Source organism: Amycolatopsis sp. NBC_00438, from assembly GCF_036026695.1.
Taxonomy (GTDB): Bacteria; Actinomycetota; Actinomycetes; order Mycobacteriales; family Pseudonocardiaceae; genus Amycolatopsis.
In genome coordinates this window covers 5,856,001-5,882,579 of sequence record NZ_CP107923.1, presented here as the reverse complement: position 1 = coordinate 5,882,579, position 26,579 = coordinate 5,856,001, and the positions used below count along the sequence as shown (strand labels likewise).

At 71.0% G+C, this 26,579-nt stretch carries 25 protein-coding genes and 1 tRNA gene; 13 read left to right on the top strand and 13 right to left on the bottom strand.

Features of this window, described 5'->3' with window-relative positions; translation table 11 throughout:
- The 4 genes from OG494_RS26040 to OG494_RS26025 all read right to left on the bottom strand — a co-directional run bounded on the left by OG494_RS26040 (position 1) and on the right by OG494_RS26025 (position 3,817).
- A complete protein-coding gene (locus tag OG494_RS26040) occupies positions 1-246 on the bottom strand; it encodes an acyl carrier protein (protein ID WP_004559006.1) in 246 nt (81 codons plus the stop codon).
- 79 nt (positions 247-325) lie between these two features.
- Complete coding sequence (locus OG494_RS26035; protein WP_328443129.1) at positions 326-1,309, bottom strand: beta-ketoacyl-ACP synthase III; 984 nt, start codon at positions 1,307-1,309, stop codon at positions 326-328.
- Complete coding sequence (locus OG494_RS26030; protein WP_328443128.1) at positions 1,306-2,229, bottom strand: ACP S-malonyltransferase; 924 nt, start codon at positions 2,227-2,229, stop codon at positions 1,306-1,308. Before OG494_RS26030 ends, OG494_RS26035 begins: the two co-directional genes overlap by 4 nt.
- A 376-nt stretch (positions 2,230-2,605) precedes the next feature.
- Positions 2,606-3,817, bottom strand: a complete 1,212-nt coding sequence (locus OG494_RS26025) for a PucR family transcriptional regulator (RefSeq protein WP_328443127.1) — start codon at positions 3,815-3,817, stop codon at positions 2,606-2,608.
- A gap of 120 nt (positions 3,818-3,937) precedes the next feature.
- Between OG494_RS26025 and OG494_RS26020 the strand changes: the two genes are divergently transcribed.
- The 5 genes from OG494_RS26020 to OG494_RS26000 all read left to right on the top strand — a co-directional run bounded on the left by OG494_RS26020 (position 3,938) and on the right by OG494_RS26000 (position 8,642).
- Positions 3,938-4,846: an ABC transporter ATP-binding protein gene (locus OG494_RS26020; RefSeq protein WP_328443126.1), complete on the top strand. Its 909-nt coding sequence runs from the start codon at positions 3,938-3,940 to the stop codon at positions 4,844-4,846.
- Positions 4,843-6,063 carry an ABC transporter permease gene (locus OG494_RS26015; protein WP_328443125.1) on the top strand — a complete coding sequence of 407 codons (1,221 nt, stop codon included), beginning with the start codon at positions 4,843-4,845 and terminating at the stop codon, positions 6,061-6,063. The genes OG494_RS26020 and OG494_RS26015 overlap by 4 nt, the downstream gene beginning before the upstream one ends.
- 322 nt (positions 6,064-6,385) lie before the next feature.
- Positions 6,386-7,162, top strand: coding sequence for a mechanosensitive ion channel family protein (locus OG494_RS26010; protein ID WP_328443124.1), 777 nt, complete (start codon positions 6,386-6,388; stop codon positions 7,160-7,162).
- A gap of 66 nt (positions 7,163-7,228) precedes the next feature.
- Positions 7,229-7,942, top strand: coding sequence for an MOSC domain-containing protein (locus OG494_RS26005; RefSeq protein ID WP_328443123.1), 714 nt, complete (start codon positions 7,229-7,231; stop codon positions 7,940-7,942).
- Between the two features lie 55 nt (positions 7,943-7,997).
- Complete coding sequence (locus OG494_RS26000) at positions 7,998-8,642, top strand: nicotinamide mononucleotide transporter family protein (RefSeq protein WP_328443122.1); 645 nt, start codon at positions 7,998-8,000, stop codon at positions 8,640-8,642.
- Here the strand turns inward: OG494_RS26000 and OG494_RS25995 are convergent.
- The gene (locus OG494_RS25995) at positions 8,623-10,239 is read right to left on the bottom strand and encodes an L-lactate permease (RefSeq protein ID WP_328459026.1); all 1,617 of its coding nucleotides are present in this window, start codon (positions 10,237-10,239) and stop codon (positions 8,623-8,625) included. The two genes, OG494_RS26000 and OG494_RS25995, sit on opposite strands and share 20 nt — an antisense overlap.
- Positions 10,240-10,421: 182 nt before the next feature.
- Positions 10,422-11,012, bottom strand: coding sequence for a TetR/AcrR family transcriptional regulator (locus OG494_RS25990; RefSeq protein WP_328443121.1), 591 nt, complete (start codon positions 11,010-11,012; stop codon positions 10,422-10,424).
- Between the two features lie 87 nt (positions 11,013-11,099).
- Here OG494_RS25990 and OG494_RS25985 point away from each other — a divergent pair, with 87 nt between their 5' ends.
- The gene (locus OG494_RS25985) at positions 11,100-11,849 is read left to right on the top strand and encodes an SDR family NAD(P)-dependent oxidoreductase (protein ID WP_328443120.1); all 750 of its coding nucleotides are present in this window, start codon (positions 11,100-11,102) and stop codon (positions 11,847-11,849) included.
- 4 nt (positions 11,850-11,853) lie between these two features.
- Here the strand turns inward: OG494_RS25985 and OG494_RS25980 are convergent, their stop codons facing one another.
- Together OG494_RS25980 and aceE are read right to left on the bottom strand one after the other, a co-directional pair.
- The gene (locus OG494_RS25980; RefSeq protein ID WP_328443119.1) at positions 11,854-13,065 is read right to left on the bottom strand and encodes an alpha-hydroxy acid oxidase; all 1,212 of its coding nucleotides are present in this window, start codon (positions 13,063-13,065) and stop codon (positions 11,854-11,856) included.
- A gap of 85 nt (positions 13,066-13,150) precedes the next feature.
- The gene (aceE, locus tag OG494_RS25975; protein WP_328443118.1) at positions 13,151-15,946 is read right to left on the bottom strand and encodes a pyruvate dehydrogenase (acetyl-transferring), homodimeric type; all 2,796 of its coding nucleotides are present in this window, start codon (positions 15,944-15,946) and stop codon (positions 13,151-13,153) included.
- A 418-nt stretch (positions 15,947-16,364) separates the two neighbouring features.
- On the opposite strand from aceE, the gene OG494_RS25970 reads away from it, so the two are divergent.
- The 4 genes from OG494_RS25970 to OG494_RS25955 all read left to right on the top strand — a co-directional run bounded on the left by OG494_RS25970 (position 16,365) and on the right by OG494_RS25955 (position 18,246).
- The gene (locus OG494_RS25970) at positions 16,365-16,796 is read left to right on the top strand and encodes a DUF3052 domain-containing protein (protein ID WP_328443117.1); all 432 of its coding nucleotides are present in this window, start codon (positions 16,365-16,367) and stop codon (positions 16,794-16,796) included.
- A gap of 72 nt (positions 16,797-16,868) precedes the next feature.
- Entirely contained in the window at positions 16,869-17,330 is a 462-nt protein-coding gene (locus OG494_RS25965) for a peroxiredoxin (RefSeq protein WP_247062586.1), read from the top strand.
- Positions 17,331-17,372: 42 nt separating this feature from the next.
- Positions 17,373-17,444 (top strand) — tRNA-Val (locus OG494_RS25960).
- Between the two features lie 55 nt (positions 17,445-17,499).
- Positions 17,500-18,246, top strand: coding sequence for a hypothetical protein (locus OG494_RS25955; RefSeq protein WP_328443116.1), 747 nt, complete (start codon positions 17,500-17,502; stop codon positions 18,244-18,246).
- On the opposite strand, the gene OG494_RS25950 is transcribed toward OG494_RS25955, so the two are convergent.
- Both OG494_RS25950 and OG494_RS25945 read right to left on the bottom strand, forming a co-directional pair.
- A complete protein-coding gene (locus OG494_RS25950) occupies positions 18,199-19,656 on the bottom strand; it encodes an MFS transporter (RefSeq protein WP_328443115.1) in 1,458 nt (485 codons plus the stop codon). The genes OG494_RS25955 and OG494_RS25950 overlap by 48 nt on opposite strands.
- Positions 19,657-20,220: 564 nt before the next feature.
- Complete coding sequence (locus OG494_RS25945; protein ID WP_328459025.1) at positions 20,221-20,724, bottom strand: carboxymuconolactone decarboxylase family protein; 504 nt, start codon at positions 20,722-20,724, stop codon at positions 20,221-20,223.
- A 125-nt stretch (positions 20,725-20,849) separates the two neighbouring features.
- Here OG494_RS25945 and OG494_RS25940 point away from each other — a divergent pair, with 125 nt between their 5' ends.
- The gene (locus tag OG494_RS25940) at positions 20,850-21,314 is read left to right on the top strand and encodes a MarR family winged helix-turn-helix transcriptional regulator (RefSeq protein ID WP_328443114.1); all 465 of its coding nucleotides are present in this window, start codon (positions 20,850-20,852) and stop codon (positions 21,312-21,314) included.
- Here the strand turns inward: OG494_RS25940 and OG494_RS25935 are convergent.
- Both OG494_RS25935 and OG494_RS25930 read right to left on the bottom strand, forming a co-directional pair.
- Entirely contained in the window at positions 21,311-21,727 is a 417-nt protein-coding gene (locus tag OG494_RS25935; RefSeq protein WP_328443113.1) for a cupin domain-containing protein, read from the bottom strand. The two genes, OG494_RS25940 and OG494_RS25935, sit on opposite strands and share 4 nt — an antisense overlap.
- 6 nt (positions 21,728-21,733) lie before the next feature.
- Positions 21,734-23,227, bottom strand: coding sequence for an AMP-binding protein (locus OG494_RS25930; protein ID WP_328443112.1), 1,494 nt, complete (start codon positions 23,225-23,227; stop codon positions 21,734-21,736).
- A gap of 31 nt (positions 23,228-23,258) precedes the next feature.
- On the opposite strand from OG494_RS25930, the gene OG494_RS25925 reads away from it, so the two are divergent.
- Complete coding sequence (locus tag OG494_RS25925) at positions 23,259-24,395, top strand: acyl-CoA dehydrogenase family protein (RefSeq protein ID WP_328443111.1); 1,137 nt, start codon at positions 23,259-23,261, stop codon at positions 24,393-24,395.
- A gap of 56 nt (positions 24,396-24,451) precedes the next feature.
- Positions 24,452-25,399, top strand: coding sequence for an SDR family NAD(P)-dependent oxidoreductase (locus OG494_RS25920; RefSeq protein ID WP_328443110.1), 948 nt, complete (start codon positions 24,452-24,454; stop codon positions 25,397-25,399).
- Here OG494_RS25920 and OG494_RS25915 read toward each other — a convergent pair.
- Positions 25,396-26,574: an aminotransferase class V-fold PLP-dependent enzyme gene (locus OG494_RS25915; RefSeq protein ID WP_328443109.1), complete on the bottom strand. Its 1,179-nt coding sequence runs from the start codon at positions 26,572-26,574 to the stop codon at positions 25,396-25,398. The two genes, OG494_RS25920 and OG494_RS25915, sit on opposite strands and share 4 nt — an antisense overlap.
- Between the last annotated feature and the right edge of the window lie 5 nt (positions 26,575-26,579).

Sequence of the window (26,579 nt, the reverse complement as noted above, 5' to 3'; positions counted from 1 at the left end):
TTACTTCGAGTTGGCCGACACGTAGTTGACGGCGTCGCCCACGGTCTTCAGGTTGGCGAGCTCGTCGTCCGGGATCTTGACGCCGAACTTGTCCTCGGCCTGCACGGCGATCTCGACCATCGACAGCGAGTCGATGTCCAGGTCGTCCACGAACGACTTCTCGGCGGTGACGTCGTCCTGAGCCACACCGGCCACCTCTTCGACGATCTCGGCGAGGCCGGCGAGGATCTCAGCGTTGTCAGCCATGGGGTAGTTCCCTTCTCGGTCTTACTGGGGGGTTCTTGGTACCCGTGGGCGAGTGCCCGCGGGGAGCGTAACGGGATGATCAGGGGCAGACGAACGCCTGCCCGGCGTAGGACAGGCCCGCGCCGAACCCGACCGCCAGCACCACGTCACCGGACTTCGCCGTCCCGGCCTTGCGCATGTGGTCCAGCGCGAGGGGGATGGACGCCGACGAGGTGTTGCCGGAGTACTTGATGTCGTCGGCGACGACCATGTCGTCACGGGCCCCGTTGGCCCGCAGCTTCTTCGCGATCGCCTCGACGATGCGCAGGTTCGCCTGGTGCGGGATCAGCACGTCCACATCGGACGGCTTCAGCCCGGCGACGTCCAGCGCGCGCAGCGCGATCGGCGCGATCCGGGTGGTCGCCCACCGGAAGACCGACTGGCCCTCCTGGAAGATGAACTTCTCCTCGGTCATCCCGATCAGGTCGACGAGGTCGCCGGCACTGCCCCAGGAGACCGGGCCGATCTGCGGCTCGTCGGACGCGCCGACGACCGCGGCGCCCGCGCCGTCGGCGAAGATGATCGCGTTCGCGCGGTCGGTCGGGTTCACCCAGTCGGTGAGCTTCTCGGCACCGATCACGAGGACCTTCTTGGCCGAGCCGCCGCGGATCAGGTCCGACGCGACACCCAGGCCGTAGCAGAACCCGGCGCACGCGGCGTTGAGGTCGAACGCGCCCGGGTTCGGGATGCCGATCCGGGCGGCGACCTGCGCGGCGGCGTTCGGGATCTGCGTCGGCATCGTGCAGTTCGGCAGGATGACCGTGTCCACTTCGGACGGCTCGACCCCGGCGTCGGCCAGCGCGGCGGTGCCGGCGGCGACGGCGAAGTCGGTGAGCAGCTCACCCTTCTCGGCGAAGCGGCGCTCGATGATGCCGACGCGCGTCTGGATCCACTCGTCGTTGGTCTCCATGATCTTCGAGAGATCGTCGTTGGTGACGATCCTCTCCGGCTGCGCGCTGCCGATACCCAGCACGCGGCTGCCGCGGGAGCCCGGGTTGAGGCTCAGGGCCGGTCGGTCGGTCACGAGGCGTCCTCCTGGCGCAGCGCGGCCAGTTCGGCCGGCGTCTTCAGCGCGGTGGTAGTGGTGACGACGCCCTTGAGCTGCCGCTTGACCAGGCCGGTCAGCGTGCCCGCGGGCGCGAGTTCGACGGTGCGGGTGACGCCGAGCGAGACCAGGCCGTCCATCGTCAGGTCCCAGCGGACCGACCGGGTGACCTGCGCGACGAGCCGCTCCAGGTACTCGGCCCCGCTGGTGACGACGGCGCCGTCCGCGTTGGACAGCAGCGGGCGGGTCGGGTCGGCCGGCGTCAGTTCGGCGGCGTGGGCGCGCAACGCCTCTTCGGCGGGCGCCATGTAGTGCGTGTGGAAGGCGCCGGCGACCTTGAGGGCGCGGATCTTCGTGCCTTCCAGGGGTTCGGCGACGATCTTCGCGATCGCGTCGGCGGCGCCGGAGGCGACGATCTGCCCCGCTCCGTTGCGGTTCGCCGCGGTCAGTCCCTGCTCGCCCAGCCACGCGACGACCTGCTCGGGGTCGCCGAGCATCACCGCGGCCATCGACGTCGGTTCCATCGCGCAGGCCTTGGCCATCTCGGCGCCGCGGACGGCGGCGAGCGCGATGGCGTCGGCCGGCTCGAGCACCCCGGCGATCGCGGCGGCGGCCAGTTCGCCGACCGAGTGCCCGGCGACGGGCGCGTCGGCGGGGACCGGCGCAGTGGCCTGGAGGTGCTCGAAGGTGAGCAGCGACAACGCGACGATCAGCGGCTGCGCGATCGCGGTGTCCTGGATCTCTTCGGCGCCGGCTTCCGTGCCGAGGCGAAGCAGATCGAGCCCCGCGCGCTCGGACCACTGGGCGACGCGCTCGCGGGCGCCGTCGAGGTCGAGCCAGGGCGTGAACATGCCGGGGGCCTGGGATCCCTGACCGGGAGCGAGCACTGCTGCTGTCACCCTCTAAGACAACACGGCGACGGCACTTCCGCGGGATGCCGACGCTCACAGTGTCTGCCCGGAGTCTTTGTCGGAAACCTCCAAAGAAGCGCCGAGCAACCTCGCACGTAACCCGGATGCCTTGTCGGGTTCAACCACCTTTCGCTGTTAAGTCCATCACGTGACGGGGCTCTCGTGAAGGGGCTCACCGGAGCAAGGCGGGCATGCCCGGGCGCACCCGCCCGGCCACTGCGGCCTCCTGGCTTCGCTCGGCTCGCCGGGCGCTGTGTTCGTCGCACGCCTCTCCGATCCGAGGCCAGAACCGCGGTACCCGTCGCGGCCGGCGGGCATTGAGCCCTACCGGCAAGCCGTGCTGGAGCTGCGCTCTGGCCCAGGGTCACCAGAGGCCGCGGGCGCGGGCCAGCCGGCCCACCGCCAGCGCGATCCGCAGCACCAGCGCGTCCCGGGGGTCCGTCGGCTGGCAGCCGGTGAGGTCCGCCGCCTTGCGCAGGCGGTAGCGGACCGTGTTCGGGTGGACGAACAGCGTCTTCGCGCACGTCTCCAGCACGCCGCCGCTCTCGAGGTAGGCCTCCACCGTGCGCTGCAGCGTGGGGCCGGCTTCCTCCAGCGGGCGGGCGATCGTGTCGACCAGCAGCCGCTCGGCTTCGGCGTCGCCGGAAAGGGCGCGCTCCGGGAGGAGGTCCGCCGAGCGCACCGGGCGGGGCGCGCCCGGCCAGCCGACCACCGCCCGCAGGCCCGACAACGCCTCGGTCGCGCTGTGGTGCGCTTCCGCCAGGGTCGGGACCGTGGGGCCGGCCACCACCGGGCCGTCGGCGAAGGCCACCGACATCCGGCCGAGGATTTCGCGTTCCTTCACGCCGCCTTCGGTCGCGCCGCCGACGACGACCACCAGTCGCGAGCCCTGCACCGACAGCAGCACCGGACGTCCTACCCGGGCGGCGCGGCTGCGGACCTCGAACACCACCGTCGGCGGGTCCTCCGACGGCGGGTTGCCCACCAGCACCGTCGCCGCGGCGGTCGGGTCCCAGCCCAGTGCTGTCGCGCGCGACAGCACGGACTCTTCCGCGTCGCCGCGGACGATGCCGTCGACGACGAGCGCCTCCAGCCGGGCGTCCCAGGCGCCGCGCGCCTCGGCCGCGGCGGCGTAGGAGTTGGCCGCGGCGAAGGCGATTTCCCTGCCGTAGCGGAGGATTCCCTCGATCAGCGCGGCCCGCTCGGCCTCGTTCGCCGCGAACTCCGGCAGCTGTTCTTCGAAAACCTCGATGGCGAGCCGGACCATGCCGACGGCCTGGCGCAGGCTGACCCACCGCGACAGCTCGGCCGGCGCGTCGCGGAACGCCTCGGTCGTGAGCTTCAGGGCTTCCTTGGAGTCCCGCAGCCAGCCGACAAAACCGGCGGCGCCGGCCTGGGTGATCAGCAGGACGCTCGCGCGCTGGTCGGCGGGCAGCCGGGCGAACCACGACAGCCGCTGTTCCATGACGGCGATGCTGGCGCTCGCCAGGCTGCCGGACGCGTGCTCCAGCCGCCGGAGCGTCTTCGCGGACAGTCCGTGGTGCTTCGGCACACGCCGTGTGGTGGGTTCGGCCATTTCGACGCGATCCTACGTGGCCGCAACTTTCGTAGCCCGCGATGGCAACGCGGGTCGCTATGCGGCGCGTGTACCCCCTGCCTACGATCGCAGCCAAGCGGAGGAAATGGGGGCACCGGGATGACCGGTCTAGAGATCGACGCGATCTCCAAACGCTACGGCGACGTGGTCGCTCTGCGCGAAATGACGTTCGACGTCCGGCCGGGCGAATTGTTCGGCTTCGTCGGCAGCAACGGCGCCGGGAAGACGACGACCATGCGCATCGCGCTGGGCGTTCTTTCCGCCGACGCCGGCCAGGTGCGCTACGCGGGCGAACCCGTGACGCACGAAACGCGGCGTCACATCGGTTACATGCCCGAAGAACGCGGGCTGTACCCGAAGATGAAGGTGGGGGAGCAGCTGACCTACCTGGCCCGGCTGCACGGGATGTCCGCGTCCGACGCCAAGGCGTCCGCGGTGAAGTGGACCGAGCGGCTCGGGGTCGCCGCGCGCCGCGACGACGAGGTGCAGAAGCTCAGCCTCGGCAACCAGCAGCGCGTCCAGCTGGCCGCGGCGCTGGTGCACGAGCCGCGGATCCTGGTGCTCGACGAGCCGTTCTCCGGCCTCGACCCGGTCGCGGTCGACGTGATGAGCCAGGTGCTCAAGGAGAAGGCCGGCGAAGGCGTGCCGGTCGTGTTCTCCAGCCACCAGCTCGACCTGGTGGAGCGGCTGTGCGACCGGGTCGGCATCGTCCGGAGTGGACAGATGGTGGAGGTCGGCACGGTCGAAGAGCTGCGCTCCGGCGGCGCGGTGCGGCTGCGCGTCGACGTCCCCGGGGCCGGTGACGGCTGGGCCGAGGGCCTCGCCGGGGTGAAGGTCCTCGGCCGGAAGGGCACCGTGACCGAGCTCGAGCTGGCCGACGACGCCGACGACCAGGACGTCCTCAAGGCCGCGCTGGCCACCGGGCCGGTACGCGAGTTCGCCCGCGAGCAGCCGACCCTGGCCGACCTGTTCCGCACCGTCGTGACGACCGAGGAGGTCCCCGCATGAGCACTCCGGTCCCGGACGTCCGGATGACCCCGCTGAGCGCGGTCGGCCTGGTCGCCTCGCGCGAGATCGGCACCCGCGTGCGGTCCAAGGCGTACCGCGTCACCACGGTCGTCATGTTGCTGCTGATCGTCGTCGGCATCGTCGTGATCAAGCTGATCTCGGGCGGCGGGGGCGCCGACGCGACGGTCGGCTTCACCCCGGCCACGGCCGGGCTCACCGCGCCGCTGCAGTCCGCCGGCAAGTCGGTCGACGAAAGCATCGACGTCACCCAGGTGACCGACGAAGCCGCCGGGCGCGCGAAGCTGGCCGACGGCTCGATCGACGCGCTGCTCACCGGCGACGGCAAGAGCGTGCACGTCCAGGTGAAGAAGGACCTCGACAGCAAGCTCGCGAACGTGCTGCAGCTGCTGTCGCGCCAGGTCGCGCTCGATCAGCAGATCACCGCGCTGGGCGGCAACCCGGCACAGTTCGAAGCCGCGGTCGCCACCGCGACGTTCGCCGAGGACCCGCCGCTGGAGCAGCCCTACGACTACAACGGCCAGCAGCTGGTGCTCGGCATCATCGCCGGCATCCTGATCTACCTCTCGCTGATGATCAACGGCCAGAGCGTCGCCCAGGGCGTCGTCGAGGAGAAGACGTCACGGGTCGTCGAACTGCTGCTGTCGACGATCAAGCCGTGGCAGCTGATGGCCGGGAAGGTGCTCGGCATCGGGGTGGTCGGGCTGATCCAGATGGTCGTGATCGGCGCCGGCGGGGTGATCGCCGGACTGGCCACGGGGGTGCTCACCATTTCCGTTTCCGCGGCCATCGGCACGGTCGTCTGGCTGATCGTCTGGTACCTGCTCGGGTTCTTCATGTACTCGATCGTGTTCGCCGCGCTGGGCGCGCTCGTTTCCCGGCAGGAGGACGTCGGCGGCGCGGTGATGCCGGCGCTGATGTTCGTGATCGCCGGATACGTGGTGGGTATTTCCGTGCTGCCGTCGGATCCGGGCAACACGTTCGCCGAAGTGCTTTCCGTGATTCCGGTTTTCGCGCCGACGCTGATGCCGATGCGGCTGGCGATGGGCGGGGTGCCGGTGTGGGAAGCCGTGGTGTCGGTGGGGCTGGTGGTGCTGATGATCCCGGTGCTGATCTGGCTCGCCGCGCGGATCTACCGCAATGCCGTCATGCGCAGTGGCGCGAAGGTGAAACTGCGGGACGCCCTGCGCGCCGCCTGACGTTTCCCGGTTGTTCATCCGGCCCTCGGACCGCTTCGGCGTCCGGGGGCCGGTTTGTTCACGGCCCGCGACACCCGGTTCCCCCGAATGCTCGAGGCCGCCCGGCGCTTGCGGTTTACGCTGCGCCGGACGGCCTCGTCTCCCCGGTCCCCACCGGTAGAACCAGTATGGCCACCAACGATCTTTGCGCGCCAGTCGTCTCACTCGATCGTGGGGCGCACGAGTTGCCGCCGGTGGGTACCTGATCAACGATCCGGTGCACAACAGCGGCACCACCCGAATCGCGGCGCGATTCGGTGCGAAACATCAAGAGGGAGTCGGCATGGGCCAGCAACTCAAGGACGGACTGGGACAGGCGTGGAACCTCGTGGCCACGTTCGTCCCGAAACTCGTCGGTTTCCTGATCATCCTGCTGATCGGCTGGCTGATCGCGAAGGCCATCGCGAAAGGCCTGAGCCTCGTCCTCGGAAAGGTCGGCTTCGGCAAGCTGATCGAGAAGACGGGCCTTTCCGCCAGCATCGGCCAGCAGAAGATCGACGCGGCCGGGATCCTCGTGAAACTGGTCTACTACTTCGTCCTGCTGATCGCGCTGCAGCTGGCGTTCGGCGTGTTCGGGCCGACCAACCCGGTCAGCCAGCTGCTCAACGACATCATCGCGTTCCTGCCGCGGATCGTGGTCGCGCTGGTGCTGATCGTGGTCGCCGCGGCCATCGCGAAGGTCGTGCGTGACGTCGTCTCGTCGGCGATGTCGGGCCGCCCGGCCGGCCGGTACCTGGCCACCGGCGCCTACTGGCTGATCATGGCGTTCGGCATCATCGCCGCGCTCGGCCAGGTCAACATCGCGACCGCGATCACCGGCCCGGTCCTGATCGCCGTGCTGGCCACCATCGGCGGCGTCATCGTCGTCGGCTTCGGCGGCGGCCTGATCAAGCCGGCGCAGGACCGCTGGCGCGGCTGGATGGCGAACATGCAGCAGCAGATGGCCGAGACGCCGCAGCAGCGGACCGGCGAGATGGGCCGCAGCGAGGCGCCGCGCGCCACCGTGGGCGCCGACAACACCCCGACCCCGCCGGTCGGGACCCCGCGCCCCCAGATCTGAGCAGGGGAGTGACGAGACGGGCCCGGCAGACGAGGAAGCTGCCGGGCCCGTCTCTACGCTGGGGGCATGGGGGTCGTGACGGCGCTGTGGCGCTATCCGGTGAAGTCGATGCGCGGGGAGCGGCTGGCCGAGGGGGAGTTCGGCGAGCGCGGCCTCGACGGCGACCGGCTGTACGCGGTCCGCGACCCGGACGGCAAGTTCGGCAGCGGCAAGAGCACCCGCCGGTTCCGCCGGATGGCGGGCCTGCACGAGTTCGCCGCACGCTACGACGGTGACGTCCCGGTGGTGACGCTCCCGGACGGGCGCACGGTCCGCGGCGACGCGGCCCACGAGGAGATCGCCACCGCGCTGGGCCGCGGGGGTGTCCGGCTGGTCCGGGAGGCCGGGATCCCGCACCACGACGAGGCCGCCGTCCACCTGGTGACGACGTCGTCGCTGGCCTGGCTGGCCGAGCGTGCTCCCGGCGTCGAGGTCGACGCGCGGCGGCTGCGGCCGAACCTGCTGCTCGACACCGGTCCGGCGCCGGAGCTGGCCGAGGAGGCCTGGCTGGGGGAGCGGGTCCGGATCGGCGGGGTCGAGCTGGAGATCCTGCGCCGGGCCGTGCGCTGCGTGATGGTCGGCCTGCCGTGGGACGGCCTCGCGGCCGCGCCCGGTCTGCTGAAGACGATCGCCGACACCAACGACCTGACGCTCGGCGTGCACGCCCGCGTCGTCCGCGGCGGCACGATCCGCGTCGGCGACGTCCACGAGGTGGGATGTTCCGCGCCTCACAGTCCCTAGGGAATGCGCCCCTCCCGGAGCATGTTGGTCAGCGGTAGGACGAAAGGGGCGTCACGTGAACTACCTGCTGGAACACGGCTTCCGGGTGCTCGGACAGTGGATCTCCATCGCCGAGTTCGCCGGGCAGGTGTTCGCGCTGGCCGTGGTGTTCCTCGCGCAACGTCGCACCTTGTGGACGTGGCCGGTGCAGGTCGGCGCCACCGTGCTGCTGTTCGCCGTCTACGCTTCCGCGCACCTCGGCGGGCTCGCCGCCCGGCAGGTCGCCATCCTCGCCATCTCCGTCTACGGCTGGTGGGCCTGGACGCGTCGCAAGGACCCGGTGTTCGGCGTTGTCGTGCGCCAAGGCCGGCTCACCGAACGGCTCGTCATGCTCGGCACGTTCGTCGCCGGCACGACCGTGATGGCGCTGGTCCTGGACGCGCTGCAAGCGTCGTGGGCGCCGTGGCCGGACGCCGCGATCTTCGTCGGCACTCTCGTCGCCTTCGGCGCGCAGGGCGCGGGGTTAGTCGAGTTCTGGCTGGTCTGGCTGGTCGTCGACGCGATCGGTGTGCCGCTGCAGATCTCCTCGGGGCTGTACTTCTCGGCCGCGATCTACATCGTGTTCGCCGGGCTGGTCGTGCACGGCTGGTGGACGTGGAACCGCTCGGCCAAGCAGCGCGTCGCGGCCCGCGACCACGGCGTCATGGCAGCATCCAGCTGAGCACCGGCGTGCTCTGACCCCACACGATCAGGCACATCACCAGCAGCAGCCCCACACTCCACGGCAGGACCTTGCGCAGCAGCTTGCCTTCTTCACCGGGCAGGTTCGCGGCCACGCAGGCGATGGTGAGGTTCTGCGGCGAGACCATCTTGCCGAGCACCCCGCCGGAACTGTTGGCCGCCGCGAGCAGGTCCGCGGGCAGGCCGGTCTGGTGGGCCGCCGTCACCTGCAGGGCGCCGAACAGCGCGTTCGCCGACGTGTCGGACCCCGAGACGGCGACACCGAACCAGCCGAGCACCGGCGACAGGAACGCGAGCGCGGCGCCGGCGGCCGCGATGAACGTGCCGATGGTGCTGGTCTGGCCGGACAGGTTCATCACGTAGGCCAGCGCGAGCACGCTGGTGACGGTGAGGATCGCGAACCGCAGTTCCTTGACCGTGGCGAGCCATTCGCTCGCCGCGCCGCTCGCGCGTACCGCCAGCACCACCGCCGTGATGATCCCGGCGATCAGCACGAGCGTGCCGCCGGTGTTGAGGAACGGCAGCGAGAACGTGTTGCCGGACACCGGTTTCCCGTTCGGCCCGGCGACGTTCAGCCCGGGCCAGTGGAACTTCCAGGTCGCCTTGTCGAGCAGCTTCTTGATCGGCGGCAGCACGGCGAGGGAGAAGATCACGATGATCAGCGCGTACGGCAGGTAGGCCTTGACGACGTCGCGGCGTGAGTCCTCGGGCGGGGCTTCGGCTTCGGCGGTCGCGGTGCCGCCCATCCCGACGCGGACGGCTTCGGGCACCGCGCGGCGGGTCTGCGGCAGCGCCACCAGGGCGGCCGCGCCGGCGAGCGCGGCACCGATGTCCGCCAATTGCGGTGAGACGTAGTTGGACGCGAGAAACTGCACCACCCCGAACGCGACCCCGCAGACCAGCGCGGGCAGCCAGGTGTCCTTCAGGCCGCGCTTGCCGTCGACGATGATCACCAGCAGCAGCGGCACGACCAGGGCGAGCAACGGTGTCTGGCGCCCGACGATCGAGGAGACCTGCTCCAGCGGCAGGCCGGTGACCTGGGCGAGCGTCACGACCGGCGTGCCCATGGCGCCGAACGCGACCGGCGCGGTGTTCGCGACCAGCGCGACGACGGCGGCCTTCACCGGGTGGAAGCCGACGGCCACCAGCATCACGGCACTGATCGCGACCGGCGCGCCGAACCCGGCCAGCGCCTCCATCAGCGCCCCGAAGCAGAAGGCGATGATCAGGGCCTGGATGCGGGGGTCGTCGGAGATCCGGCCGAACGAGCGGCGCAGGACGTCGAAGTGCCCGGTCCGCACGGTGAGCCGGTAGATCCACAGGGCGTTGACGACGATCCACATGATCGGCCACAGCCCGAACGCGGCGCCCGACAGCGCGCCGGAGACGGCCTGCACGATCGGCATGCCGAACGCGGCGATCCCGACGACGAGCGCGACGAGCAGCCCGATGAGGGCGGCGTGGTGCGCCCGCATCCGGACGACGCCGAGGAGGACGAGGACGGTGGCCAGCGGCAGCACGGCGACGAGCGCCGACAGGCCCAGCGAGCCGAGGGGAGTCACGTCTTGCACGAACACGGCCTGTACGAACACGGGCGACCTCCGTTTTCCACGATGCGAAAACGGCCTTTCGGCGAGTGCCCGTGATCCTCCTCACAAACCGGGCGGTCCGTCAAGAACTTGACGCCACACGGCCCAACGAGTCAGGCCCTCACGTGATCCAAAGGTCATCACGCGAGTCGGCGTTCTGATCACGTGGGTTACGGCTTGGGGAGGACGGCCAGAGCGGTTTCGGCGACCGTGCGGAGTTCGGCGGGGCTTGAGCCGCCCTTGCCGAGCGCCTCGATGCCGCGGGTGACGGCCAGCAGCAGGCTCGCGAGGTGGGCCGGGTCCTGGTCGCCGGCGATGTCGCCCGCGCGCTGGGCTGCCGCGACGCTCGCCGTGAGCTGTTCCCGCAGGTCGTGGAAGACGCGCTGGGCGCGGGCCGCGACGGCTTCGTCGTGCTCCGCGCACTCCGCCGCGCCCTTCGCGAGCAGGCAGCCCCGGCGGTCCCGGTCCGCCGCCGTGGATTCGGCGATCCCGGCGACGTACTCGCGGATCCGCCGGAGGGCGCCGCTGTCGGGGCCTTCCAGCGCGCGGCGCGTCGACTCGGCGGACTCGGTGCAGTAGTCGTCGAAGACGCGCAGGAACAGCGCGTGTTTGTCGCCGAAGGCGCCGTACAGGCTGCCCTTGCCGAGGCCGGTCGCGGCGGCGATGTCGTCGATCTTCGTGCCCGCGTAGCCGGTCGCCCAGAACTGGTCCCTGGCGGCGCGCAGCACCGCGTCCTGGTCGAAGCTCCGAGGTCGTGCCATGGCTCAAGCGTACCCATTCTTGACTGTCTCGTCCATAACGGCGTAAGTTCTGGACGAGACAGTCAAGAACTCAATCAGGGGAGCATCGTGACCAGCACACTGAAGGACAAGACGGCCGTCGTGACCGGCGCCGGCACCGGCATCGGGCTCGCCATCGCGAAGCGGTTCGCCGCCGAAGGCGCGCACGTGTTCATCACCGGACGCCGCAAGGAGGTCCTCGACGACGCCGTCGCCGAGATCGGTGGCAGCGTGCAGGCGATCCGCGCCGACTCCTCGAAGCCCGCCGACCTCGACGCGCTCTACCGGGCCGTCGAAGAGCGCGGGAAGGGGCTCGACGTCGTCGTCGCCAACTCCGGCGGCGGCGTGAACCAGCTGCTGGGCGAGATCACCGAGGAGCAGCTCGACGCCACGTTCGCCACGAACGTCAAGGGGGTCGTCTTCACCGTGCAGAAGGCCCTGCCGCTGCTCAACGACAACGCGTCGATCATCATCACCGGCTCGACGACGTCCACTCGCGTGGCGCCGGGCATGAGCGTCTACGCCGCGACCAAGGCCGCCGTCCGCAACTTCGCCCGCACCTGGGCCCTCGACCTGGCCGGCAAGAGCGTCCGGGTGAACGTGCTGAGCCCGGGACCGACGCACACGCCGGGCCTGCTGGGCCTGGCCGACCCCGGCTCGGAGCAGGACCTGCTGGACGGGATGGCGGCCGCCGTGCCGCTCGGCCGCGTCGGCGCCCCCTCCGAGATCGCCGGCGCGGCGCTGTTCCTCGCGTCGGCCGACGCGAGCTTCGTCAACGGCGTCGAGTTCTTCGTCGACGGCGGCCAGGCACAGGTCTGAGCGGCTACCGCAGGGTGGCGTGCGACGGCGTGAGGTCGGCGAGGGTGCGGACGCCCAGCAGCTGCATCGTGCGGACCATCTCCGTGCGGAGGATGTCCACGCAGCGCTGGACCCCGCGCTCGCCGCCGGCCATCAGGCCGTAGAGGAACGCGCGGCCGACCAGCACGGCGTCGGCGCCGCGGGCGATCGCCGCGACGATGTCGCCGCCGGAGAGGATGCCGGTGTCGATCCAGACCTCGGCGCCGCCCTGGATCTCGTCGAGCACCGCCGGGAGCAGCTCCAGCGGCGTCGGCGCGCGGTCCAGCTGGCGGCCGCCGTGGTTGGAGATCAGCACCGCGTCGGCGCCGTGCTTGACGACGTCGCGCGCGTCCTGGACGTTCTGCACGCCCTTGACCACGAGCTTCCCGGGCCAGGTGCGGCGCACCCAGTCGAGGTCGTCGTAGTTCAGCGTCGGGTCGAAGAGCTTGTTGAGCAGCTCGGCGACCGTGCCGCCGAAGTGGTTGAGCGACGCGAACTGCAGCGGCTCGGTGGTGAGCAGGTTGAACCACCACGCGGGGTGCGTCGCGCCGTCGAGGAACGTCTTGAGCGTGAGCGCCGGCGGGATGGTCAGGCCGTTGCGGACGTCGCGCAGCCGGGCCCCGCCGACCGGGGTGTCGACGGTCAGCATGAGCGTGTCGTAGCCCGCCGCCCACGCGCGATTCATCAGATCTTCGCCGGCGCCGTGGTCGCGCCAGACATAGAGCTGGAACCACTTGCGGGCCTCGGGCGCGGCGGCGGCGAGATCCTCGATCGACGTCGTCGCCATCGTCGAGAGGCCCACCGGGATGCCGTTGCGTTCGGCGACGCGGGCCACCGCGCGCTCGCCCTCGTGCTGCATCATCCGGGTGAAACCGGTGGGGGCGAAGGCGAACGGCAGGGCCGACGTCTTGCCGAGGATCTCGCGCGTGGTGTCCACATCGGACACTCCGCGCAGTACGTTCGGGTGGAACTCGACCCGCCGGTAGGCCTGGCGGGCGCGCAGCAGGCTGTCTTCCAGCTCGGCCGCGCCGTCGGTGTAGTCGAAGGCCGCCCGCGGGGTCCGCTTGCGCGCGATCATCCGCAGGTCGGCGATGGTGTGGGCGTTGCCGAGGCGCCGGTCGGTCGGGTTCAGCACGATCGGCTTGGGCCGCAGGAGCTGCTTCAGCTCGTCCGGCTTGGGCAGTCGGCGCTTCGTCACCTTCATCAACTCCCTAGCAAGCGGGACCCGGCAGACATCTGATGTCTGCCGGGTCCCTTTCTAGCACTGCGTCTCTAGCACCAGGTCACGCGCTGCCGGAATCCGACGTCTGCGGCCCGGCGGCCGCGATGTCGTCGAGCCGGTACTTCGTGGCCGCTTCGAGGACCTTCGCCTGGTCGACCTCGCCGCGCTTGGCCAGGATCGACAGCGCGCCGACGGTGATCGACTCGGCGTCGACCAGGAACTTCCGCCGCGCCGCCGGCCGGGTGTCGGAGAACCCGAACCCGTCGGTGCCGAGCGTCAGCATGTCGGTCGGCACGTACGGGCGGATCAGGTCCGGCACCGCGCGCATCCAGTCCGACACCGCCACGACCGGGCCGTTCGTGCCCGAAAGCGCCTCGGTCACGTACGGCACGCGCGGCTCGCTGCCCGGGTAGAGCAGGTTGTCGTGGTCGATCTCCACGGCCTCGCGCCGCAGCTCGGTCCACGACGTCGCCGACCACACGGCCGCCCGCACGCCCCACTCCTCGGCGAGGAGCTTCTGCGCCTTCAGCGCGTCCGGCATCGTGACGCCCGAGACGAGGATCTGCACCTCGGCGCCGTCGCCCTCGGGGGCGTCGGCGTACTTGTACAGACCCTTCAGCAGGCCGTTGACGTCGAGGTTCTCCGGCTCGGCGGGCTGCTGGTACGGCTCGTTGTAGATCGTCATGTAGTAGAAGACGTTCTCGCCGTTGCCGTCCGGGCCGGTCTCGCCGTACATCCGGCGGAGGCCGTCCTTGACGATGTGCGCGATCTCGAACGACCACGACGGGTCGTACGCCACGGCCGCCGGGTTGGTCGACGCCAGCAGCAGCGAGTGCCCGTCGGCGTGCTGCAGGCCCTCACCGGTCAGCGTGGTGCGCCCGGCGGTGGCGCCGATGACGAACCCGCGGGCCATCTGGTCGGCGGCGGCGTACAGGCCGTCACCGGTCCGCTGGAACCCGAACATCGAATAGAAGATGTAGATCGGGATCATCGGCTCGCCGTGCGTCGCGTACGACGTGCCGACGGCGGTGAACGACGCGGTCGAGCCCGCCTCGTTGATGCCCTCGTGCAGCAGCTGGCCCTTCTCGGACTCCTTGTAGGCCAGCATCAGGCTCGCGTCGACCGACGTGTACGTCTGGCCGTGCGGGTTGTAGATCTTGGCCGTCGGGAACATCGAGTCGAGGCCGAAGGTGCGGGCCTCGTCCGGGATGATCGGGACGACGCGCTTGCCGATCTCGGAGTCCTTCGCCAGCTCGCGGACCAGCCGGACGAACGCCATCGTCGTGGCGACTTCCTGCTTGCCGGAGCCCTTCCGGACGCCTTCGTAGACCTTGTCGCCGGGCAGCACGAGCGCCTTCGCCGACTTCGGGCGGCGTTCCGGCAGGAAGCCGCCGAGCGCCTTGCGCCGGCCGATCAGGTACTCGATCTCCGTCGAGTCCTTGCCCGGGTGGTAGTACGGCGGCAGCTTCGGGTCGCGCTCGAGCTCCTCGTCGCTGATCGGGATCCGCTGCGAGTCGCGGAACAGCTTGAGGTCGTCGAGGGTGAGCTTCTTCATCTGGTGCGTGGCGTTGCGGCCCTCGAACGCCGGGCCCAGGCCGTAGCCCTTGATCGTGTGGGCCAGGATCACCGTCGGCTGGCCGTGGTGCTCCAGCGCCGACTTGTACGCCGCGTACACCTTGCGGTAGTCGTGGCCGCCGCGCTTGAGGTTCCAGATGTCGGCGTCGGAGAGGTCCTTGACCAGGTCCTTCGTCCGCGGGTCGCGGCCGAAGAAGTGCTCCCGGACGAAGGCGCCGTCGTTGGCCTTGTACGTCTGGTAGTCGCCGTCCGGCGTCACGTTCATCAGGTTGACCAGGGCGCCGTCGCGGTCGGCGTGCAGCAGCGAGTCCCACTCGCGGCCCCAGATGACCTTGATGACGTTCCAGCCGGCGCCGCGGAAGTACGACTCCAGCTCCTGGATGATCTTGCCGTTGCCGCGCACCGGGCCGTCGAGCCGCTGCAGGTTGCAGTTGATCACGAAGGTCAGATTGTCGAGGCCTTCGCCGGCCGCGATGTGGATCAGGCCGCGCGACTCCGCCTCGTCCATCTCGCCGTCGCCGAGGAACGCCCAGACGTGCTGGTCGTTGGTGTCCTTGATGCCGCGATCGCGCAGGTAGCGGTTGAACCGCGCCTGGTAGATGGCGTTCATCGGGCCGAGGCCCATCGACACCGTCGGGTTCTCCCAGAACTCGGGCATCAGCCGCGGGTGCGGGTACGACGGCAGGCCGCCGCCCTCACCGGCGTGCGAGTACTCCTGGCGGAAGCCGTCGAGCTGCTGCTCGGACAGCCGGCCCTCGAGGAACGCGCGGGCGTAGATGCCGGGGGAGGCGTGCCCCTGGATGTAGATCTGGTCGCCGCCGCCGGAGTGGTCCTTGCCGCGGAAGAAGTGGTTGAACCCGACTTCGTAGAGCGCGGCGGAGGAGGCGTAGGTCGAGATGTGGCCGCCGACGCCCACGCCGGGGCGCTGCGCCCGGTGCACCATGATCGCGGCGTTCCACCGGATGTAGGCCCGGTAGCGCCGCTCGATCTCCTCGTCACCGGGGAACCACGGTTCGTTCTCGGTGGGGATGGTGTTGACGTAGTCCGTCGAGGTCAGCGCGGGCACACCGACGTTGCGTTCCCGGGCGCGCTCCAGGATGCGCAGCATCAGGTACCGGGCCCGCTGCTGGCCTCCCCTGGCCAGCGCCTCGTCGAAGGAGTCCAGCCACTCGGCGGTCTCCTCCGGGTCGATGTCGGGCAGGTGCGCAGCCAATCCGTCTCGGATTACGCGTACGCGTGCCGGGGTCTCCTTGCCGGAGGCGCCGTCGTTCTGCGGGGCCAAGGGGTCTCCTTGCGAAAAGTTGTAGCCGGTGGTGCTCGTACTCGGGGGTGTACGACTCTCCATCGTCGTCTTCCCTCCCGGCTTCCGCACTGCTACTAGGCGGTAACATCAGCCGACCCGATCGAGTCGCTCCCCGCGCGCGGTGTAACCGCGCGCGCGTTTTCTTCCTCATCACCCTAGGGGACGTCCTCCGGCGGGGTGGCAGACCGGTCCCCGAGGCACCCGAAACGCCGTCGCGGCGGGGGCCCGGCGGCCCGTATCCTGCGACACGAGTTGTCACAGATCCGGTGTGGACGGTTGCGCGCAGAGCCGCACCAGTGTTCGCTATCGGCAACCGGGTAGCCGAGTGTGGCGCAGCCGTACCCTCCACGAGGGTGCTAGAGCGCCACGCTCCGTCGTAGTTGGAGGAGTGAAAGCAGTGGTCGCCGCGGGAGACGCTGATCAGACCGGCGTCGCCGAGAGGCTCGGCATCAAGCCCGAGATGGTGGTCCAGGAGATCGGCTGGGACGAGGACGTCGACGACGCCCTCCGTGCGGCGATCGAGGAGCAGATCGGCGGGGACATCCTCGACGAGGAAGCCGACGAGGTCATCGACGTGGTGCTGCTGTGGTGGCGCCAGGACGACGGCGACCTCGGCGACGCGCTCATCGACGCCAGGGGCCCCCTGGAAGAAACCGGCGTGATCTGGGTCCTGACCCCGAAGACGGGACAGCCCGGGCACGTCGAGCCGAGTGAAATCGCCGAAGCGGTGCCGGTGGTGGGCCTGGCCCAGACCGCCAACATCAGCGTCGGCGCGAACTGGCTCGGCACGAGGCTGGTGTCCCCCAAGTCGAAGTCGAAACAGCGCTGAACCGGCCCCGCCCGGCTGACACGATAGGGTTGTCGTCGCAGGCACGTGTCCGTACGGGAGAGGAAACGCGGTATGACCGTCGAGGTCGGTTCTGAGGCCCCTGACTTCACGCTCAACGACTACAACAAGCAGCCGGTGCAGCTGTCGTCCTTCCGGGGCGACAAGCCGGTGCTGGTGGTCTTCTACCCGTTCGCGTTCAGCGGCATCTGCACGGGCGAGCTCTGCCAGCTCCGCGACGAGTTCGCCGACTACGACAACAAGGGTGTCCAGGTCCTGGGCGTCTCGGTCGACACGCCGTTCTCGCTGAAGGCGTGGGCCGAGAAGGAGGGCTACCAGTTCCCGCTGCTGTCCGACTTCTGGCCGCACGGTGACGTGGCTCGCGCGTACGGCGTCTTCAACGAGCAGGCGGGTCTCGCGGTCCGCGGCACCTTCCTGGTCGACAAGGAAGGCGTGGTCCGCTTCGCCGAGGTGAACGCCCCGGGCGAGGCGCGCGACCAGCAGGGCTGGAAGAAGGCCGTCGCCGAACTGGCGTGAGGCTTCCCGGCGGCGGTCCCCTTTCGGGGGCCGCCGCCGTCCGGGCGCATAGCTCAGCGGAAGAGCACTCGGTTTACACCCGAGCGGTCGCAGGTTCGAACCCTGCTGCGCCCACCTGAATCGCCCATCTCCGTGAAGGGACCCGGCTGAACGCGTGCACGGTGCGGCGGTGTGGGTCTTCCTGGTGGCCGGCTCGATCGAGGCGATCGCGGGCGTGGCCTGGTCGTCGTTCCGGTGGTGGTTCGCGCGTGGGCTGCGCCCGTACCGCGTGACGGCGGTGCGCCCGCGGCCGTCGGGCCTGCGGGTTTCCCTCGTGGCCGGCACCGTCGTCGACGAGCTGATCGGCGGGGAACGCGAACTGCTGCGCACCCCCGTGCCCGTGCTGGTGGACGACGTCGTGCGGTGCGGACCGGCCGGCAGCGGCCGGGTGCGGTTGCTGCCGACGCCCCGGACCGCGCTGCCCGCGGCCTTCGTCGTGCGCGGGGTGCTGCTGGTGGCCTTCGGCCTGGCCGCCGGGCAGCTGGGCCTGGCCGGCGACGTCACCGCGTCCTACCTGCTCGTGGCCTGGGTGTTCACCCTGTTCGGGGCGTTGTCCGCGGGGATCGCGGCGGGACGCCTGCGCTTCGGACGGCGAGCCCGCGAGATCGAAGGCGACGTCGTCGACGAGCGGCGGTGGCTGAACCGCGCGCCGAGCGAGCCCAAGGTCCGGTACACCGTCTACGGACGGACGCGCTCGGCGTGGGCCGGGCGGTACACGTTCATGTCGCCTCGCGTCGGGAAGACCGTCACCGTGCTGCTCGACCCGCGCACCGAGGCGTCCGTCCGCCGGGTGGGCGGCAGCTTCGGGATCTACCAGTTCTTCGGCGCCTTAGCGGGTCTGCTGGGCGTCCTGCAGTTCCTCGGCGCGCTCGGCTGAGGCCCGCATCCGCGCCACCAGGACCGCCAAGCCCGCGAAGAGCGCCGCCGCGATCACGCCCGTGACGTTCAGGCCGGTCGTGAAGGCCGCCTTCGCCTGGTTCGCGACGTCCGCGCGGGCGACGTCGGCGGCGAGGGTGGTGCCCGCCGGGAACACGCGGTGGTAGACGGCCGTGGCGACCAGGCCGATGAAGGCCAGGCCCAGCGAGCCGCCCAGGTAGTTGCCGGTGTCCGCCATCGACGCCGCCGAGCCCGCGCGCTCCGGCGGCACCGAGCCGACGACCAGGCCGATGCCGAGCGCGAACAGCGGGCCCGTGCCCAGCGTCAGCACCGCGATGCCCGCCACGACCAGCGGGAGCCCGTCGGCGAAGGACAGCATGAGCCCGCCGGCCGCCGAGACCACCAGACCGCCGGCGATCGCCGTCACCGGGGCCAGCCGCCGGGCCAGGGCGGGCGCCACCGTCGTGCCCGCCGCGACGCCGATGCCCATCGGCGCGAACAGCAGGGCCGAGGCGAGCGGCGAGTACCCGAGCACACCCTGCAGGTACTGGGTGACCAGCAGGCCGACGCCCGCCATCGCGACCCCCGCGAACACCAGCGCGACCAGGACCGCGGTGAACGGCCGGTTCCGGAACAGCCGCAGGTCCAGCAGCGGCACCGGGCCGCTCAGCTGGCGGCGGACGAACACGGCACCCAGCACGGCCCCGGCGAGGATCGCGCCCACCGGCACGAGCAGGCCCGCGCCGGTCGTCAGCTGCTTGAGGGCGAACACGAACAGCAGGACCGCGGCCAGCGAAAGGGCGACGCCGCCGAGGTCGAGCCGGCCCGGCGCGGGCGTGCGGAACTCGGGCAGCAGGATCGGCCCGGCGATCAGCAGCACGGCCATCGCGGGCACGGCGATCAGGAAGATCGAGCCCCAGGCGAAGTGCTGGAGCAGGAACCCGGCGAGGACCGGGCCGAGCGAGCCGCCGGCGAACTGGCAGGTCGCCCAGATCGAGATGGCCTTCCCGCGCTGCTGCTCGTCGCGGAACATGTTCGTGATCAGGGCGAGCGTCGAGGGCATCAGCGTCGCCCCGGCGATCCCCAGCGCGCCGCGGGCGGCGATGAGCAGCTCCGGGGTGGTGGCGAAGGCGGCGACGACGGAGATCGCGGCGAAGGCGGCGCCGCCGACGAGCAGCAGCCGGCGGCGGCCGATGCGGTCGCCCAGGGTGCCCATGGTGATCACGAACCCGGCGACGAGGAAGCCGTAGCTGTCGGTGATCCACAGCTGCTCGGTGCCGCTCGCACCCAGGTCGGCGCTCAGTTTCGGCAAGGCGAGGAACAGCGAGGTCATGTCCATCGCGACGAGCAGGGTGGGAAGCACGAGCACGAGCAGCCCCAGCCACTCGCGCCGGCCGGCCGGCTTGTCCATATCGACTCCTTCTCGGTGGGTGCGAACACCAAGGGGTCGAAGCCGCGGCCGGGGACCGGACACGGCTCCGTGAGACCTGGGTCACATAAACGGAAGGGGTCGGTCCGGAGAGAAGCCGACGACGGAACACCGCCAGCGGGTCGTTTTGTGGGCGCCCTGCCAGGTCTTCGGGCAGTTCTCCCGGCCCTTCCGAGCCGGGAATCCGGTTGCCGGGGCCCGCTGGCGTCGAAGACGTGAAGATCGTCGTGCTGGGCGCTACCGGGCTCGTCGCTCGACGCGCTGTTCGGGTCCGCGCCCGACGCCATGGTGTGCTGTGCCGCCAACGTCCCGCTGCGGCCGCTCGGCGACCTCACCGACGAGCAGGTGCTCGACGACCTGCGCGGCAAACTGCTCGGCCAGGTCGCGCTCGCGCGGCTCGCCGCCGGGCGCCTGCCGGACGGCGGCTCGATCACCCTCACCGGCGGGACGTTCACCGAGCCGATCCCCGGCAGTGGCCTCGGCGCGCTCGTCGTCGCCGAGGCCACTGCCGGGACCTCGTCGAAGGCGCCGCGAACGGAACGACCGTCAGACCGCGGTAGCGTGCCAGGCGTGGTCCGCGAAGACGTCGTCCAGCGGTGCTCCCGTCAGGCGGTTCGCGAACGTCGACAGCGTGTAGGTTCCGATGCCCAGCACCACTTCCAGCGCGTTCCGCGGCGTGTAACCCGCGCTGGTGAACGCATCCAGCGCGGCCGGCGGGACGTCGCCGGTCGTGTCCAGGACCGCGTGGACGAACCCGCGCAACGCCTCCAGCCGCGCGGAGGGCAACGTCGACTGAGTCCGCAGGGCTGTCACCAGTTCGGGTGAAGCGCTGAGCGCGTGCAGGGACGCCGTGTGCATCGCGACGCAGAGGTGGCAGCCGTTGCGGGCGGCGACCGTCATGATCAGGACTTCCCGGTCGAGCGCCGGCAGGGTCGTGGACTCGAAGATCGCGTTCAGCTTCAGGAAGCCGTTCAGCAGCTCCGGCGACGTCGCCAGGCGGGCGACGGCGGCCGGGACGTGGCCGCCGAACTTCTTCGCCGTGGCCGTCATCGCCGGGCGGGCGGCCGGGGGAGCAGACTCCGGGGTGTGATCGGGGAACACAACGTCTCCAGACGTAGGATCGACAACATGGTTGTCGAAACCGTAAACCTGGTTGTCGAACTTGGCAAGGGGCTATGACCGACGTACCCGGCTACGAGCTGCCGTTCCTGCTCTTCGGCGGCTTCCGCACGCTCATCGACCGCCTGCACGCCGAACTCGCGCGCCGCGGGCACGCGGGCGTCCGGCCCTCGTACGGCTTCGCGATGCAGGCCGTCGGCGTCCAGGGCGCGACGGCGTCCGAGATCGGCCGGCGCCTCGGCGTCTCCAAGCAGGCGGCGGGCAAGACCGTCGAGCGGCTCGAGGCGCTCGGCTACGTCGAACGCGCCGACGACCCGGCCGACGCGCGCCGCAAGATCGTGCGGCTCACCGCGCACGGCGTCGACGCCCTCACGAAGTCGGCGGAGATCTTCGACGAGCTGCGCGCGGACTGGGCGCGCACGGTGGGCGCCGAACGGATGGCCGCGCTCGAGACCGACCTGCGCGCCGTCGTCGGCCCCGCGGCCTACCGCCTCGACGCGGCGGGCTGGTTCACGAGCTAGAAGCCGCAGCCCGGGTCGGGCGCGTCCTCCGAGAGCGGGCTGCCCGCCGGGAGCACGTACAGGACTTCGAGGACTATCGGCGTCGTCCCGAGGTTGCGGCCGATGTGCACCTGGTCGGGCCGCTCGGTGAACGCCTGCCCGGTGCGGTAGCGGCCGTCGAGGGAGCAGTCGGCCAGGTTGTGCGTCAGCGTTCCCGCCTTCACGTACGCGTAGAGCGTGCCGTCGTGGAAGTGCCAGCCGGTGTAGCCGCCGGGCTGGATGGTGATCTCCCGCAGCGTGTAGTCGGTGTGGCCGATCGTCTTCTGCGTGAGGATCGTGCCGGTGACCCCGCTGCCCGGCGTCGCGGACGCGGTGGCGGGCAGCACCAGCAGGGCGGCGAGAACAGCGGTGGTGACGGCGATCGGCTTGCGCATCGGGAGTCAGCCCTTCCGTAGGGTGCGGCGCAGCATCTTGCCCGACTCGGTCCGCGGCAGCTGCTCGGTGAAGTCGAACCGTCCGGGTGTCTTGAACCCGGCCAGCGCGGCGCGGCAGTGCTCGGCCAGCCGCGCGGCGAGGGCGTCGTCACCCGGCACGCCGGGGACCGGCTGGACGACGGCGATCACCCGCTGGCCCCATTCGTCGTCCGGCTCACCGATCACCGCCGCGTCGGCGACGTCCGGGTGCGAGAGCAGCCGCGCCTCGATCTCGGCCGGGTAGATGTTGACCCCGCCCGAAAGGATCAGGTCGGTCCGGCGGTCGAGCAGGAACACGCGGCCTTCGGTGTCGCGGTAGCCGAAGTCGCCCACCGTCAGGAATTCGCCCGATCGGGCGGCTGCCGTCTTCTCGGGATCGCCGAGGTAGTCGAGCGCGGTGTGCGCCGAGCTGAAGTAGATCGTGCCGGGCTCGCCCGTGGGCACTTCGGCGCCGTCGTCGTCGACGATCTTCAGCCGCACGCCGGTCAGCGCCCGGCCGACCGTGCCCGGTGCCTTCAGCCACTCCGAAGCGGTGACGCCGCAGATCAGGCCCTCCGACGCGCCGTAGTACTCGTGCACGACCGGGCCGAGCCACGCGATCATCCGCTCCTTGACCTCGGGCGGGCACGGCGCCGCGCCGTGGATCACGCTCACCAGGCTCGACAGGTCGTACCGCGCGCGGACGTCCTCGGGCAGCCGCAGCAGCCGGTGGAACATCGTCGGCACGAGGTGGGTGCTCGTCACCCGGTGGCGCTCGACCAGCCGCAAGGTCTCCTCGGCGTCGAACTTGTCCATCAGCACGGCGGAGTGCCCGAGGTGCATCGCGTTGACGGAGAACGAGCCGGGCGCGGCGTGGTAGAGCGGGCAGGCCACGAGGTGCACGCCCGGCCCCTCGTCGACGTCCAGCATCGCCATCAGGTCGCGGTGGATCGGGTGCAGCGACGGCGGTTTCCCGCTGAGCGCCCGGCGGACGCCCTTCGGCCGGCCCGTGGTGCCCGACGTGTAGAGCATCGTCTGCCCGGCCGTCCGCAGCTCCGGCGCGGTGGACGGCTCGTCCTCGCCCCAGGACGCGTAGTCCGCCCAGCCGTCCGCCGCGCCGACCGAAAAGCGTTCCACCGCAGCCAACGGCGGGCACGCACGCGCGATGTCCGCGTCCGCGACGACCACCCGTGCGCCGCTGTTTTCCACCACGTAGGCGATTTCCCCGGCGGAGGACCGGTAGTTGACCGGCGTGAAGTACATCCCCGCCTGAAGCGTGGCGAACAGCAGCTCGAAGTAGGGGAGTCCGTTGTGGACGATCGCGACGACGCCGTCGCCCTCGCGCAGGCCCAGCCGGTGCAGGGCGTGCGTCAGCCGGTTCGCCCGCGCGGCCAGCTCGCCGAAGGTCGCCGGCCGCCCGTCCGGGGCGAGCACCGCGAGCCGGTCCGGGTGCTGTGCGGCGACGTCGTAGAAGGTGCTCACGCACCGCACGCTACCGGGTACCGTGCGACGGATGGACGTGGACGTTTTCGGGCAGGTGCTCGGCGCGGTGCGGGAGTTCGTGCGCAAGGAGGTCGTCCCGCGCGAGGCGGAGATCGACGAAACCGACGAAATCCCCGCCGGGATCCGCGAGAAGGCGGCCGAACTGGGCCTGTTCGGCTGGGCGCTGCCGGAGGAGTACGGCGGCCTCGGCCTCGGCATGGCCGAAGACGTCCGGCTGGCCATCGAGCTCGGCTGGACGACGCCGGCGTTCCGATCCCTGTTCGGCACCAACAACGGCATCGCGGGCCAGGCGATCGTGCACTACGGGACGCCGGACCAGCGCACCCGCTGGCTGCCCCGGCTCGCCGCCGGCCAGGCGATCGCGTCGTTCGCGCTCACCGAGGCCGAAGCCGGCTCCGACCCCAGCGGGCTCACCAGCCGCGCGGTCCGCGACGGTGACCGCTACCGGCTCTCGGGCACCAAGCGGTTCATCACCAACGCGCCGCTCGCCGAGGTCTTCGTCGTGTTCGCGCGCACCGAGCCGGACAGCGCCGGCAGCCGCGGCATCTCCGCCCTGCTGGTGCCCGCGGGCGCGCCCGGCGTCACCGTCGGCCCGCACGACGCCAAGATGGGCCAGGCCGGCGCGTGGACGTCGGAAGTGGTCTTCGACGACGTCGAGGTGTCGGCGGACGCGCTGGTCGGCGAGGCGGGCAAGGGCTTCGGCATCGCGATGGCCTCGCTCGCCCGCGGCCGGCTGCACATCGCGGCGCTGTGCGTCGGGATGGCGGAACGCGCGCTGGCCGAAGCCGTCGACTACGCGCGCACGGCCCGCCAAGGTGGTCACCCGATCGGGGAGTTCCAGCTGGTGCAGGCGCTGCTGGCGGAGTCGCACGCCGAGCTGGCGGCCGGGCGCGCGATGGTGCACGAAGCCGCCGCGAAGTACGACTCGGGTGAGGACCGCAAGCTCGGGCCGTCGTCGGCGAAGCTGTTCTGCACCGAGATGCTCGGCCGGGTCGCCGACCGCGCGGTGCAGGTGCACGGCGGGATGGGGTACGTCCGGGGCGTCACGGTCGAGCGGATCTACCGCGACGCGCGGCTGTTCCGGATCTACGAGGGGACCAGCGAGATCCAGAAGCTCGTGATCGCGCGGCAGCTGCTCAACGGCTGATCCGTGGGTCACGCCGGCTTGCGCTGGAGTTCACTCCAGCTCTTAGTGTCGCGGACATGACCACTGCACAGCACAAGATCGGCTCGGGTTTCGGCGCCACCAGCACGGCGTCCGAAGTCCTGGCCGGCATCGACCTGACCGGTAAGCTCGCGATCGTCACCGGCGGCTACTCGGGCATCGGCCTCGAGACGACGCGCGCGCTGACGCAGGCGGGCGCGCACGTCGTCGTCCCGGCCCGCCGCCGCACGACGGCGGAAGAAGCGTTGCGGGACTTGAAGAACGTCGAGATCGACGAACTGGACCTCGGTGACCTCGACAGCGTCCGCGCGTTCGCCGGGCGGTTCGTCGCGTCCGGGCGCGGCATCGACATCTTCATCGGCAGCGCCGGGATCATGGCGGCGCCGGAGACGCGCGTCGGCCCGGGCTGGGAGGCGCAGTTCGCGACCAACCACCTCGGCCACTTCGCGCTGGTGAACCGGCTCTGGCCGGCGTTCAACCCGGGCGCCCGCGTCGTCTCGGTCTCCTCGCGCGGCCACCACTACGGCCCGGTCCGCTTCGACGACCTGAATTTCGAGCAGGGCTACGACAAGTGGCTCGCCTACGGCCAGGCGAAGACGGCGAACGTCCTCTTCGCGGTCCAGCTCGACAAGCTCGGCCAGGACCGCGGCGTTCGCGCGTTTTCCCTGCACCCGGGCCGGATCCTCACCGACCTCGTGCGGCATCTGGAGCGCCAGGAGCTGATCGACGCGGGCATGGTCGACGAGACCGGGCAGGTCACCGGCGGCGCCAAGACGCCCGAGGAGGGTGCGGCGACCCAGGTCTGGGCGGCGACGTCCCCGCAGCTCGACGGCATGGGCGGGGTCTACCTCGACGACTGCGACATCGCCGAGCCCGCCCCCGCGGACGGCACGCGAGCGGGCGTGCGCGACTACGCCGTCGACCCGGCGCTCGCCGAGCGGCTGTGGACCGTGTCGGCCGAACTGACCGGCGTCACCGCGTTCTAGAGCTGCCCGACCGCCTTCACCAGCAGTTCGATCTCGTCCTCGGTGTTGTAGTAGTGCACCGACGCGCGGACCAGGTCCGGCAGGTCGCGGGCGGTGAAGTCGAACTGCGCCGACGTGCGGGACGACACCGACGTGTTGATCCCCGCCGCCGACAGCCGCGTTTTGATGTCCGCGGCGGGGGTGCCCTCGACGCTGAACGTGACGATGCCGCACTTCTTCGCGCCGGCGTCGTGCACTCGCGCGCCGACGTCGGCGAGCCGCCCGCGCAGCGTCTCGGCCAGCGAGGCGACGCGGGCTTCGATGGCCGGCAGGCCCCACCCGAGCGCGTAGTCGATGGCCGCGCCGAGGCCGGACACCGCGGCGAAGTCCTTCTCCCAGACCTCGAAGCGCTTGGCGGTCGGGTCGACGACGTACTCCGCGGGCGACGTCCAGACCGCCGAGTGCAGGTCGAGCATCGCCGGCTCCAGCCGCTCGCGCAGCCGCGGGTGGACGTAGAGGAAACCGGTACCGCGCGGGCCGCGCAGGTACTTGCGGCCGGTCACCGACATCGCGTCGCACTTCAGGCGCGAGACGTCGAGGTCGACCTGTCCGGCGGACTGGCACGCGTCGAGCAGGAACGGGATCCCGGCGGCCCGCGCGACCTCGCCGATCTCCTCGGCCGGGTTGACCAGCCCGCCCTGGGTGGGCACGTGGCTGACGGCGATCAGCTTGACGTCGCCGTCGACCCGGCGGCGAAGGTCTTCCACGTCCAGCTGGCCGGACTCGTCGTCGCCGACCACCTCGACGACCGCGCCGGTGCGCCGGGCGACCTGCAGGTACGCGATCGCGTTGCTGGCGTACTCCGCGCTGGAGGTGAGGATCCGGTCGCCCGCGGCGAACGGCAGCGCGTAGAAGACGGCCTGCCAGGACCGCGTCGCGTTGTCGGTGACGGCGATGTCGTCGGGTTCGCCGCCGACCAGCCGCGCCGCCGACGCGTACACCGCCGCCAGCTGATCTTTGGTTTCGGCGGCCGCTTCGTACCCGCCGACCAGCGCTTCGTGACGCAGGTAGCCCACCACCGTGTCCGTCACGACGGCCGGGGGCAAGGCGGATCCGGCGTTGTTGAAGTGGACCACTTCCGCGCAGCCGGGGGTCTCACGGCGGGCGCGGTCGACATCGAAGCCGTCAAAGGTCATACCAA

What these genes read in the sequence shown, in the direction of transcription:
- OG494_RS26040 (WP_004559006.1), bottom strand. Translation starts at nt 246, where the DNA reads ATGGCTGACAACGCTGAGATCCTCGCCGGCCTCGCCGAGATCGTCGAA.
- OG494_RS26025 (WP_328443127.1), bottom strand. Translation starts at nt 3,817, where the DNA reads ATGGCCGAACCCACCACACGGCGTGTGCCGAAGCACCACGGACTGTCC.
- OG494_RS26020 (WP_328443126.1), top strand. Translation starts at nt 3,938, where the DNA reads ATGACCGGTCTAGAGATCGACGCGATCTCCAAACGCTACGGCGACGTG.
- OG494_RS26015 (WP_328443125.1), top strand. Translation starts at nt 4,843, where the DNA reads ATGAGCACTCCGGTCCCGGACGTCCGGATGACCCCGCTGAGCGCGGTC.
- OG494_RS26010 (WP_328443124.1), top strand. Translation starts at nt 6,386, where the DNA reads ATGGGCCAGCAACTCAAGGACGGACTGGGACAGGCGTGGAACCTCGTG.
- OG494_RS26005 (WP_328443123.1), top strand. Translation starts at nt 7,229, where the DNA reads ATGGGGGTCGTGACGGCGCTGTGGCGCTATCCGGTGAAGTCGATGCGC.
- OG494_RS25990 (WP_328443121.1), bottom strand. Translation starts at nt 11,012, where the DNA reads ATGGCACGACCTCGGAGCTTCGACCAGGACGCGGTGCTGCGCGCCGCC.
- OG494_RS25965 (WP_247062586.1), top strand. Translation starts at nt 16,869, where the DNA reads ATGACCGTCGAGGTCGGTTCTGAGGCCCCTGACTTCACGCTCAACGAC.
- OG494_RS25950 (WP_328443115.1), bottom strand. Translation starts at nt 19,656, where the DNA reads ATGGACAAGCCGGCCGGCCGGCGCGAGTGGCTGGGGCTGCTCGTGCTC.
- OG494_RS25945 (WP_328459025.1), bottom strand. Translation starts at nt 20,724, where the DNA reads ATGACGGCCACGGCGAAGAAGTTCGGCGGCCACGTCCCGGCCGCCGTC.
- OG494_RS25940 (WP_328443114.1), top strand. Translation starts at nt 20,850, where the DNA reads ATGACCGACGTACCCGGCTACGAGCTGCCGTTCCTGCTCTTCGGCGGC.
- OG494_RS25935 (WP_328443113.1), bottom strand. Translation starts at nt 21,727, where the DNA reads ATGCGCAAGCCGATCGCCGTCACCACCGCTGTTCTCGCCGCCCTGCTG.
- OG494_RS25925 (WP_328443111.1), top strand. Translation starts at nt 23,259, where the DNA reads ATGGACGTGGACGTTTTCGGGCAGGTGCTCGGCGCGGTGCGGGAGTTC.
- OG494_RS25920 (WP_328443110.1), top strand. Translation starts at nt 24,452, where the DNA reads ATGACCACTGCACAGCACAAGATCGGCTCGGGTTTCGGCGCCACCAGC.
- OG494_RS25915 (WP_328443109.1), bottom strand. Translation starts at nt 26,574, where the DNA reads ATGACCTTTGACGGCTTCGATGTCGACCGCGCCCGCCGTGAGACCCCC.